This is a genomic window from Pseudomonas cichorii, assembly GCF_018343775.1.
GTDB lineage: Bacteria > Pseudomonadota > Gammaproteobacteria > Pseudomonadales > Pseudomonadaceae > Aquipseudomonas > Aquipseudomonas cichorii.
Genome location: NZ_CP074349.1, coordinates 2,645,098 through 2,658,102 on the forward strand (window position 1 = coordinate 2,645,098; position 13,005 = coordinate 2,658,102).

Genomic DNA, 13,005 nt, shown 5'->3' on the forward strand with positions numbered 1-13,005 from the left:
AGACTTTCTGATTCCCGCAGGAAAACTTCCGCATGGACGCCAAGCACCTCGCCTTCCTGGCCCGTCAACCGTCGGCCCGTGTCCAATCGCGTGAACACTTCTGGGGCCTGCCCAAACGCGGCATTGCGCTGATCCTGGCCAATGCCATGTTCTGGCAGCCGATGTGGGCACAGGCCGACGGGATTGTGGTCAGTGGGTCGGGGACCGGCCTGGCGCAGGCGGGCAATGGCGTGCCGATCGTCAATATCGCGACACCCAATGCCACTGGGCTGTCGCATAACCAGTTCCAGCAGTACAACGTCGACGCTCAGGGCCTGATCCTCAACAACATTGCCCAGCAGACCGGCGCGACCCAACTGGGCGGGATCATCGTCGGCAACCCGAACATGAACAACGGGGTGGCGGCGCAGGTCATCCTCAACGAAGTGGTGGGCGCCAACGCCAGCCAGCTCAAGGGCTACACCGAAGTGGCCGGGCAGGCGGCGCGGGTGATCGTGGCCAACCCCTATGGCATCACCTGTAATGGCTGCGGTTTTCTCAATACTCCGCAGGTGACCCTGACCACCGGCAAGCCGGTGCTCGACAGCAATGGCGGTCTGGTGCGTTTCACTGTCCAGAACGGCAGCGTGGCCATCGAAGGGCTGGGCCTGAACGCCGATAACGTCGATCAGTTCGACATCATCACCCGCAGCGCGAAGATCAACGCCGAGCTGCACGCGAAAAAGCTCAACATCATCGCCGGTCGCAACGACGTCGATGCCCAGACCCTGAGCGCCACGGCGCTGGCGGACGACGGCAGCGCCAAACCGGAGCTGGCCATCGACAGCTCGGCCCTGGGCGGCATGTACGTCGGGGCGGTGAAGCTGGTGGGCACCGAGGCGGGTGTCGGGGTGAGGCTGGCGAGCAATGTGGCGGCCAGTGCCGGTGATATCCAGATCGATGCCAACGGCCAGCTGACCCTGAGCCAGGCGGTGGCCAGCGGGGCGGTGGCGGTGAAGGCCAATGCGGTCGAGGTCAAGGGCCCGCTGTATGCAGGCACCTCGCTGTCGGTCACCACACCGGGCGATCTTTCGATTCAGCAGAATGTCGCGGCGCGGGATGTCGTCACACTGTCCAGCACCGGCCAGTTGACCAACACCGCCATCATCGAAGCGGGCATCAATCCCGACAACAGCCGCAATACCACCGGCGATGTCGTGCTGTCGGCGGGCAACCTGACCAACACCGGCAGCGTCGTGGCCAGCCGCGCCCTGCAGGCGACGGCCAGCCAGACCCTGAACAACCAGGGCGGGACCCTGAGCGGGCAGGCCAGTACCCGGATCACGGCCACGACCCTTGATAACCGCCAGTCCGGGCGGATCATGAGCCAGGGCGGCAGCGTCGAGGTCACGGCCAGTGGCGTGTCGAACGGCCAGAAGGGCCTGATCTCCAGTGCGGGCACGCTGACGATCAATGCTGCCTCGCTGGATAACCAGCAAGGCGTGGTGCGCAGCACGGGCGCCTCGACCCTGACCGTCACCGACGCCGTGGTCAACCAGGGCGGCGAAGTGCTGAGCGACACGGGCCTGACCCTCACCAGCGGTCGCCTGGACAATAGCCGCAGCGGGCGTATTGCGGGCAAAGGCGTGACCGTCACCACCGGCGCCTTCGACAACCACCTGGACGGTCGCCTGACCAGCACCGAGGCCCTGCGCCTCACGGCAGCGCAGGTGAATAACAGCGAAGCAGGGCGCATTGCCAGTGCCATGGCCCTGACCGCGGTGGTCACGGGTCTGGATCAGCACGCCGACGGTCGCCTGTACAGCAATGGCGACGTCAGCCTGGATCTGGGCAACGGCCACCTCAATAACCAGGACGGCCTGATCACTGCGCCCGGTCAGTTGCTGCTGACCCGTCTGGGCACCGTGGATAACCAGCGCGGCGAAATCTCCAGCGCCAAGGGGTTTACCCTGGCGGCCACGTCGCTGGACAACACCGACGGCACGGTGCTCAGCGACGAGGCGTTGATCGTGCGTGTCGACAAGGCACTGACCAACCTGCGGGGGCTGGTGTCCGGCAAAGGCGTGGACCTCACGGCCGCGACCCTGAACAACGACAGCGGCGAGGTCAGCAGCGAGGCGGGCCTCACGCTGGACGTGACCGGCGAGGTCAGCAACCGTCAGGGCCTGCTGAGCAGTGCGGCGGCCACCACTTTAGAGGCCAAGAGCCTGGACAACGCCGAAGGCCAGGTCATGGCTGACGAGGAACTGACGGTCATTCTGGCTCAAGCCCTCGACAACCAGGCCGGGACCCTGGGGGCCGGGCTGGGGCTGGACCTGCGGGCCGCGAGCCTGGACAACCGCCTGGCCGGTGCCGTGCTCACCGATGGCCAACTGGACATCACCCTGACCGGCACCCTGGATAACCGCACTGGCGGGCAGGTGCAGGCCAAGGGCATGCTCAACCTGACCAGCCAGGTCCTGAACAACCAGGGCGGCCGGGTGGTGGGGCAGGACCTGCTGACCGTGCACAGCGACAGCGCCCTCAACCGGGGCGGGGTGATCCGCGCCGACCAGTTGATGAAACTGTTCATCGGTGACCTGGATAATAGCCAGACCGGATTGACCGCTGCCCAGAAGGGCGCCATTACCAGCCAGGCCGGACTGGAATTCATCGGCCAGCGACTGGGCAACCAGAACGGCCTGCTCAATGCCGTGGGCGTGATGACGTTGCAGGCCGACACGCTGCTCAACGGCACTGGCCGCATCGCCAGCCAGAGCGACCTGACCGCCACGGTCGACACCGTGACCCAGCAGGGCGGTGAACTGGTGGCCCAGGGCACCTTGACCCTGACCGGCCAGAGTCTGGATAACCGGGCCGGTGGCCTGGTGGGCGCCACAAAAGCGCTGAAACTCACCGTTGACGACATCGATAATCGGGCCGGTGAAGTGTCCAGCCAGGTGGGCGTGGAACTCATCGGTGATCGGCTCGACAACCGCGACGGCGGCAAGGTGCTGGCCGGGACCGCCCTGCAACTGCTCGTCGAGCGGGTGATCAACGAGAACAAGGGCCTGCTGTTCGGCCAGACCCTGACCCTGGACGGCCAGCGCCTGGACAACGCCGGGGGCACCCTGGCCAGCCAGTTGGCCCAGACCCTGACCCTGACCGGTGCCCTGAACAACCGCGCCGGCCTGCTCAGCAGCGAAGCGGCGCTGACGGTCAAGGCCGCGTCTCTGGACAACACCGGCGGCACGCTGTCCAGCGCCGGTGCGCTCAAGGTCACCACCGACGACGCACTGATCAACCAGAGCGGCTCGATCACCACCGATGCGGCCCTGACGGTGGTCAGTGGCAGCCTGGACAACAGCCAGAAAGGCAAGCTGTCCGGCCAGGGCGCGACCAAAGTCACCACCGGTGCCTTTGACAACCGCCAGGGCGGGCAACTGACCAGCCGCGACACCCTGGAACTGATCGCCGGTCAGGTCATCAACCAGAGCGCGGGGCGCATCGCCAGTGCGCTGGCCCTGACCGCCAGCGTCACCAGCCTGGACCAGCAAGGCGGCGAGCTGTTCAGCAACACCACCCTGAGCCTGGACCTCAACAACGGGCAACTGAACAACCAGGGCGGCCTGATCAACAGCCCGGGCGCGCTGCTGCTGAAAAACCTCAAGGCGGTGGACAACCAGGGCGGCGAAATCTCCAGCGCCCAGGCCTTTACCCTCAAGGCCCAGTCGCTGGACAACAGCGGCGGCAAGTTGCTCGGCAGCCAGGCCCTGACCCTGGACCTGGTCGAGTTTTTCCGTAACCTCAAGGGCACCGTGTCGGCCACCGGCCTGAATATCGACAGCGACAGCCTGACCAACGACGAAGGCCTGATCAGCAGCCGGGCAGGGATGACCCTGACCGTCGACCAGGCCCTGAGCAACGTCAAGGGCAGTGTGATTGCCGATGGCGATCTGGATGTCAGCGCCGCGACCGGCAACAACGCCCAGGGCGAGATCTCCAGCCAGAAAGCCCTGACCGCGGTGATCGGCAACCTGCAACAGCAGGGCGGGCAACTCTTCGCCCTCGGCTCGCTGAGCCTGACCGGCGATACCTTGAACAACCGCCTCAAAGGCTTTGTGGGGGCCGGTGAGGCCCTGACCCTGACGGTGGAGGACATCGACAACCAGGGCGGTGAGATTTCCAGCCAGAAAGGCATCACCCTGACCGGCCAGACCCTGACCAACAGCGGCGGCCAGGTCCTGGCGCAACAGGCCCTGACCCTCGCCATCGCCAAGGCCACCACCAACCGCAACGACGGCGTCCTGTCCGGCAAGACCGGCCTGACCCTGACCGGCGCTTCACTGGACAACACCGGCGGGGTGATCAGTGGCCTGCAAGGCCTGGGCCTCGACCTGTCGGGCGCGCTGGACAACAGCCAGGGCCTGATCAGCAGCGAAGGCACGCTGAGCCTCGAAGCGGGCAGCCTGACCAACACGGCGGGCAGCGTCTCCAGCGCGGGCACCCTGACCCTCGACATCGCCGGCGCCCTCGCCAACCAGGGTGGCGAACTGGTCACCGATGACGCCCTGACCCTGACCAGCTCCAGCCTCGACAACAGCCTGCAAGGCACCGTCAGCGCCAAGGGCCGGGTGACGATCGACACCGGCGACCTGGACAACAGCCAGAAAGGCCGCATCAGCAGTGGCGAGCGCCTGGACCTGACCGCCGCCCGACTGACCAACCACGGCGGCAGCATTGCCAGCCAGCAGGCACTGGTCGCGAGCGTCAGCAGCCTCGAACAACACAAGGGCAGCCTGACCAGCGCCACCGTCCTGAGCCTGGACGTGAACCAGGGCTTGCTGGATAACCAGGGCGGCCTGATCAACGCCCCCGGCACCTTGCTGCTGAAAAACCTCAAGACCGTGCTCAACCAGGGCGGTGAAATCTCCAGCGCCCAAGCCTTCACCCTCAATGCCCAGTCGCTGGACAACAGCGGCGGCACGTTGCTGAGCAACCAGATGCTGACCCTGCGCATCGCCCAGGCCCTGAACAACGTCAAGGGCATGATCGCCGCGGCGGGCGTCGATGCCACGGCCGCCAGCCTGGACAACACCGGCGGCACCCTGACCAGCCGCAACGCCCTGGACCTCACCGTCACCGGCCTGCTCACCAACCGCGACAAGGGCCTGATCAACGCCGCCGAAACATTGAAGATCACCTCGGGTGACCTCAACAACCGGGGCGGGCAACTGCTGGGCACCACCGCCCTGACCCTTGACAGCGCGGCCCTCGACACCGGTGCCAAAGGCTTGATCAACAGCCAGGGCACCCTGAACATCACCGCCGACAGCCTGAGTGCCGACACCGGCGGTGAAGTCTCGGCCCTGGGCACCATGACCCTGGTCCTCAACGCCTTGTCCCTCGATGCCAGCCGCCTGATCGGCAACGCCGGGCTGAGTCTGGACCTCAACGGTGCGGACCTCAACAACCGCGCCGGCCTGATCACCGCCAAAGGTCCCTTGACCTTCAAGCAGGTGCGGGACGTCAACAACCAGGGCGGTGAAATCTCCAGCGCCCAAGCCTTCACCCTGACCGCCCGGACCCTGGACAACAGCGGCGGCCAGCTCATCAGCAACAACCTGCTGACCCTCAACGCCGACAGCCTGCTCAACCAGAACGGCCTGATTTCCGGCTGGCAAGGACTGGACGTGACCGCCACGTCCCTGGACAACCGCAACCGCGGCACCCTGTCCAGCCGCAACGGTGCGGTGGACGTAGACCTGAGCGGCGCGCTGCTCAACAGCGGTGCGGGCGCGCTGGTCAGCCAGACCGCCCTGACCGTGACCGCCGACAGCCTCGATAACCGCGGCGGCATCCTCTCCAGCGGCACCGCGCAGACCCTGACCGTCACCGGCCTGCTGAACAACAGCCAGAGCGGCCTGATCGACAGCGGTGCGGACCTGACACTCACCGCCAACGCCCTCGACAACAGCGCGGGCACGCTCATCAGCACCGGCAAGGCCACCCTCGACCTGATCGGCGCCCTGACCAACACCGGCGGCAAACTCGCCAGCGGCGGTGACTGGCTGCTCAAGCGCAGCAGCGCCGTGCACAACCAGGGCGGGCAACTGATCAGCCAGCGCCTGATGACCCTCAATACCGGGCTGCTGGACAACAGCACGACCGGCACCGTCGCCGCCAACGGCACCCTGCTGATCACCGCCACCGGCAAGGTCCTCAACCACACCGATGGCCTGATCTACAGCCAGAACGCGGGCGTGGAACTGGACGCCACAAGCCTGGACAACACCCGGGGCGCGGTACAAGGCCAGAGCACCCTCAAGGTCGAGACAAGCGAAGGCATCGACAACCTCAACGGTCGCCTGATCGCCCAGAACGGCGACCTGACGGTAGAAGCCGCCCGCCTCGACAACCGTGGCGGCCTGCTCTCCAGCCTCAAGGGGCTGTTCACCGCACAGATCAGCGGCGTGCTGAAAAACGGCTACGACCTCGCGGCCAACCGCCAGGGCGGCGTCATCCAGGCCCAGCGCCTGAGCCTGACCGCCCTGGGCGGCTTCGACAACTACGGCGGCCGCGTCTCGGCCAGCACCGGCGAAGCCCTGCTCACCACCGCCAACCTCGACAACCGCAACGGCGGTATTTACGCCAAAGGCCTGGTGCGGGTCATTGCCAAGGACCTGGACAACAGCGGCGACAACGACGGCCAGATCGCCGGGGGCCAGGTCGACCTCAGACTGACCGGCGACCTGAACAACCGCCTGGGCATCATCGAAAGCGACAGCACCCTGGCCATCAAGGCCGCCAGCCTCGACAACCAGACCGGGCAGATACGCTCGCTCGGCACCCTTGATGCCGCCGACTTCCAGATCGGCACCCTGTTCGACAACCGTCGCGGCACCGTGGAAGTGGCCAACAGCAACCTGATCCTCAACGCCGCCAGCTTCCTCAACGCCAGCGGCAACCTGATCCATGCCGGTGCCGGCACCTTCGACATCTCCACCGCCAACCTCACCCAGGCCGGCGGCAACCTCGTGACCCGCGGCGGCCTGACCGTCACGGCCGATAGCTGGACCAACAGCAGCGTGATCCAGGCCGGCCGCCTGACCGTCAACGTCGGCACCTTCAACCAGACCGCCAGCGGGCAGTTGCTGGCTTCGAGTGCGTTTGTGGGGACTGGGGGAAGCTGGACGAATGAGGGGGTGATTGCGAGTGACGGGACGCTGAGTTTGAACCTGAGCGGGGGGTATGGGGGAGGTGGGCGTACGAGCAGCCTGGGCACCCTGGGCCTGACCGCCAGCCAACTGGCACTGACCAGTACGGCCAGCCTTACGGGTGGCGCCCGGACCGAACTCAACATCACCGGTCTGGCCAGCAACTACGGGCGTATCACGTCGGCGGCCGATTTGATCGTCAATGCCGGGAGTGTCACCAACTACGGCACCTTGGGTGCCACGCAAAACCTCACCTTCAACACCGCGAGCCTGCTTAACAGTCAGGGGCTGATCTTTAGCGGCGCGGATATGCAGGTGAATGTGGGGAGTTTGAGCAACCTGAAGGGCGACTTTTATGCGCTGAATAACCTGACCATCAAAGGGTATGGCGTTGAGCGGGCCAATCAGGTTTCGAATATATCGGGTTCGATGGAGAGTGGCGGCAACTTTGCGATCAGTGCGACGGCGTTTGAGAATCGCACAGAAGGTTCGGATGGCCAGCAGGTTTCTACTGCGGGTCGGACTTTGGTGAAGGGGATCATGGCTATGAATTGCCTCATTTGTGCAAGGGATTTCTTAGCTGATTTTTATGTAAAAGAATATTTTGAAGGAGCGGCGGATATCGATGTGACAGTCTCTGCTTTATTGACGTCCGGTCGAGATTTTACTTTCGTCGGAGGAGATTTTTTAAATAGTAAAAGCACGATTAGTGTCGCGGGAGATGTTGTTATTAATGCTGATGATTTTAGGAATGTAGGTGCTGTTTTTGGTTCGATAGAGCGGACGCGTATTTACCGCTCCTATGATTGGAAGGATGCCGAGTATTCTTATTTTTATAATCAGCGTAATAGTCCTGATTTTCCTAATTATTACTATGTTAATGCTGCGGGAGAGCTGAGGCTAGGTTTGATGTCTAAGTTTTTTGGCCAGGGTGGAGGGGATACTACCTATGGATATGTTGAATATGAGTTGAGAGATGCTGAGACTTTGTTGTTTGTGGAGCCTTCTATGCTTTATCCAGAAGATCAGCTATGGAATGAGCAATTACCCGTATCACTGTATGATCGAAAAAATCTTGTAGAAGTCCCTGATGCTATAACACGTTTAGAATTGCTTAGTGATATAGAAAAGAATGTGGGTAGCGGCAGTGTTGGCCGAAGTGCCATCATCCAATCCGGCGGTAATGTCTCTATCACCGCCACACAGAACTTGCAAAATAGCGTCATCCGCCAGCATTACACAGCCGCTGGCGGCACCAGCAAAGTTCAAGGCACCAGCCCCTCCGGTACGGGCACTACGATCATTCGCGTCAACGCTCAACTACCCCCCGATCTGTCCCAACAACAAGTCAACCCACTTACCCTGCCAGGTTTCAGCCTGCCCACCGGCCAGAATGCCCTGTTCCGCCTGAGTGCTCAGACCGGCAGCAATGTCGCTGCCACTCAAACCAGCACTGCGCCACAAAACTGGACACTCGGCAGTGCCAGCGTATCTGTCGCCCAGCGCGAGCAGGCCGTGTCCGATACCCAGGCCAGAACCCTCCAGTTCGGGACTGCCGGGCAGGTTTCGTCAGCCACTCGTCAACTGGCTGATGTGGTCCGTCAGAACTCCGGCTTGAGCGCCAACGCTTCCGCCTTTGATTCCAGCACCCCGGTCGATTCAGTGAGCAATCTGCAGCTCACTGGCCATAGCGCCGACCCCACCGGCTTAACACCGGTTCCCAGCGTTCAGGATTTGCCTGGCTCAACCAACTCAACCGCCCAGGTCGCCCGTGTGCAGGCCTTACCCGGCAGCACAACCCCGTCAAACCCGCATAAGTACCTGATCGAAACCAACCCGGTCCTGACCGACCTGCGCCAGTTCATGAGTTCGGACTACCTGCTGGCCGGTCTGGGCTACGACCCGGAAGCCAGTGCCAAACGTCTCGGTGATGGTCTGTACGAACAGCGTCTTGTTCAGCAAGCCATCGTGGCTCGAACCGGTCAGGCATTCCTGGCCGGGCAGACCTCCAACGAGGCCCAGCTCAAGTACCTGATGAACAATGCCATCGCCAGCAAAGAACAACTGAACCTGGCGATCGGGGTGACATTGAGTCCACCCCAAGTGGCGGCCCTGACCCACGACATCGTATGGCTCGAAGAACATGAGGTGAATGGCGAGAAAGTCCTGGTGCCCGTGCTCTACCTGGCCCAGGCCAACAACCGTCTGGGCCCGACCGGAGCGCTGATTGCAGGCAACGATGTCACGCTGACGGCGGGTGAAGAACTCGATAACGTCGGAACATTACGCGCCACCAATAACCTGTCGGCAACGGCGGGCACCAATCTGGTCAACACAGGCCTGATCGAGGCGGGCAATCGCCTTGACCTGCTGGCGGGTAACGACCTGATCAACAAGGCGGGCGGCATCCTGTATGGCCGTGATGTGACGCTGAGCGCTACCCGTGGCGATGTCATCAACGAGCGCACAGTGACACGTGCCGTCAGCGTAGCGGGATATCAGGATTTCGCCGACAGCGCCGCCCGTGTTGAATCTGCAAACGACCTGACCATCAAGGCCGGGCGCGATGTGATGAGTATTGGCGGCACCCTGCAGGCTGGTCGTGACCTCAGCCTGATTGCCGGTCGTGACGTCAATATCGGTGCGGCACAAACCGAAACAGCGAAGGCACAGGGAGCGAATACCCAATCCAGCATCACGCAACTGGGCTCCAGCGTCAGCGTCGGTCGTGACCTCATGGCCCTGTCGGGACGTGACATCAACGTTGTAGCCAGCGACATCGACGCCAAGCGCGACATCGCCATGGCCGCGACCGAGAACATGACCATCAGCTCGGCGGCAGACGAAACCCACTCCCTGTCCAGAAGCAAGAAACTCACCGTCCAGACCGACCACGTCAAACAAGTCTCCGCCGACCTGAATGCCGGCGGCAGCATTGTCCTGAACGCCGGACAGGACCTGGCCGTCATCTCCAGCCGCATCGCTGCAGGTGAAAACGCCAACCTGTCAGCAGGCGAAAACCTCAGCATCTTGGCCGCGCAGGACAGTGATTACTACCTCTACGACAAGAAGAGCAAAGGTAGCTGGGGCAAAAAGAAAACCAAACGCGATGAAGTGACCGATATCCGCAATGTCGGCAGCGAAATCACCTCTGGTGGTGACCTGACACTGGAGAGTGGCGGCGACCAGTTGTACCAGGTGGCCAAGCTCACCAGTGGCAACGACCTGACCCTTGAAAGTGGTGGTGGCATCACCTTTGAAGGTGTGAAGGACCTGCATGATGAGAGTCATACCAAGAGCAATAACGACGCCTTTTGGACCTCATCCAAAGGTAAAGGTAGGACTGATGAAACCTTGCGTCAGACGCAGATGGTTGCCAAAGGTGAGCTGAGTATCAAGGCCGTCAATGGTTTGAAAATTGATATTAAGCATATTGATCAGCAAACCGTCAGTCAGACCATTGATGTCATGGTACAGGCCGACCCGCAACTTGCTTGGCTCAAGGATGCCGAGAAGCGCGGAGATGTAGATTGGCGTCAAGTGAAGGAGATCCACGAGAGCTTTAAGTACAGTAACTCAGGGTTGGGCCCTGCTTCGCAGATAATCATTGCAATCGCATTGGCAGCTGTCATGGGGCCCATGATGGCCAGTTTTAGCACTATGGCACAGGCTGGTGCCATCAGTGTTGCGACAAAGGCCACCGTCAGCACTATTGATAACAGAGGTAACCTTGGAAAGGTTCTGAAAGACGTTACCTCAAAGGACAGCATCAAAGGGTATGCGGTTGCAGTCGCTACCGCAGGAGTGGCCGACAAGCTTGGCTACAACCCGGCCACAGCAAGTGTAAAAACTGCCGCTATAAAAACAGTTGCTGATGCAACGATCAAAACAGCTGTGTATGGCGGGAGCTTCACGGACAATCTGGTAAGCGCGGCAGCGGGTACGGCAGCTAGCATCGGTGGTGCCGCAGTTGCTGGGAAAATCGGAGACTTGCCCCTCGCTGACGGTGGTATCGCCAAGATTCTTTTGCATGCTGGTTTGGGTGGCCTGTTAGCTGAAGCTATGGGCGGTGACTTCCGCGCTGGGGCTCTTGCTGGCGGCGCAAATGAGGTTTTGGTGGGGTTGTTGGGGGACAAGCTCCTGCCTCCAAATCTCATAGAGGGCACGCCTGAGTATGATCGGGCCAAGGCCAATTTGCTGGCCTTGTCACAGATTGTTGGCGTGCTTGGTGCTGCGGCCAACGACTCGGATGTTGGCATTGCAGCAGCAGTTGCAGCGAATGCTACCCAGTACAACTGGTTGTCACACAGAGAGATAAGGATTGCTGATGAGGCCCGGAGCGCGTGTGCAGCAAAGGGAGGTGATGTTCAAGGTTGTCAGTTAGCGATCACTCGCAAGATGGAGACGTTGCATAAAGAGCGTGAATATGAGCTGCAAGAGCGAGCACGCGCTATTCAGCTTCAGTCCTTGCAGGAAGGTGGCTGGTCTCTGGAGGATTACAACAAAGCTCTTTACGACGATTACTTTGCCAGTAAGGGGCTTGATAAGAGCGAGATAGCTTTTGACGGATACGACCCTGCAAAAACGTTGGGTTACATGCTTTCCGAGAGGGGTATCGGCGCTGCCAACGCCCTCATTAAATGGCCAGGTGAGGTCCTTGGCGGTATAGTCAGTGCCGTCACTCATCCCGTGGATACTTTGACGGGAGCTGCGCAGAGTGTTTGGTCCGCTGCGGGTTCAGTAGCCGGATGGGCGAGCAGTCCTATTCCTGCTCAAGGGCTTGAGCGTGTGGGAGACCAATTACTCGCGCAATCCGAGCAGCAAGCTGGCGAGCTTATTTTCGACACTGTCAGCGGCTTGATTACCACGACGATTGGTGGGGTTGCGGTCAAGTGGGTTGGTGGTAAGTGGGTTCGGGCGGGGGACGTAAATAGTGGAAATGTTAGTAGCAACCTCGGACTAGCTGATTATCTGTTACCTGATGCCGATTTTGTTGGTCGTGGCGTTGTTCGACCTGACCTGAAAGATCACCTTGTAGATGCAACCCGCTCAGGAAAGCAGATATCAGGAGGCCATGATCTGGAAAATTTTATGCAAGCATTGACAGAGCATTCGGGTACGTCATCAAGGTTTGAAGTCGCTCCAGGGATCTATAAAGTAGAATATCGATTGCCAAATGCTACGAAAGATGCAGTCAAGACAGTATATGATCCAAAAGTTTATCCAGATATGGCGAATATGGCTAATGAGGCCGCTCATAAAGCGTTGATTCAGTATCAATTAACAGGTGGTTCGGTGCAGGAGGTCGTTGTGGGGAAGGTTAGATTTCAAGTTCCAATTAATATTAGAGGTGAGCAGGTGTATGTTCCTACGGCTTTTCCTATCGGTGTTGTGAAATGAAGTGGGGTGAGCTTCCAGGAGATGATAGGGATCTATTGTTTTGGGTGCTTTGGTTTGCTATTGGGCATTATTCTGACTTTGGTCTAAATGAGCTTTTAAAGAGGTTTTTTACAACGCATGTAGGACTTGCAGGAGATCCAGGTTGGGAGTTTGAGTATTTGAAAGATGATGCGGGTTGTGAGTCTTATGATTTTTTAGCTGATAGTGATTTTAGTGGTATAGAACCAGGATTTCGAAACTATGAATTTGAAGTGGTTCGCGAGGCTATAAAAGAGTCCTTGCTTGCCCTTGCTGATAAAAGGCCTAATAAGGCTGATGAGGTGGCTAGTCTAATAGCTAACTATAGGCTTTGAGTTTTTTAATAAAATGGAGTGGCTGATTTGATTTAGGGGGCGTTTTCGGTTGTGGT

The 13,005-nt window shown here is 60.4% G+C and carries 2 protein-coding genes; both read left to right on the plus strand.

Annotated elements, in window-relative coordinates; all coding sequences use genetic code 11:
• The first annotated feature begins 32 nt into the window (after nt 1-32).
• Entirely contained in the window at nt 33-12,596 is a 12,564-nt protein-coding gene (locus KGD89_RS11715; RefSeq protein WP_025259970.1) for a two-partner secretion domain-containing protein, read from the plus strand.
• On the plus strand, nt 12,593-12,949 hold the full coding sequence (locus tag KGD89_RS11720; protein ID WP_025259971.1) for a hypothetical protein: 357 nt from the start codon (nt 12,593-12,595) through the stop codon (nt 12,947-12,949). The genes KGD89_RS11715 and KGD89_RS11720 overlap by 4 nt, the downstream gene beginning before the upstream one ends.
• Nucleotides 12,950-13,005: the final 56 nt, after the last annotated feature.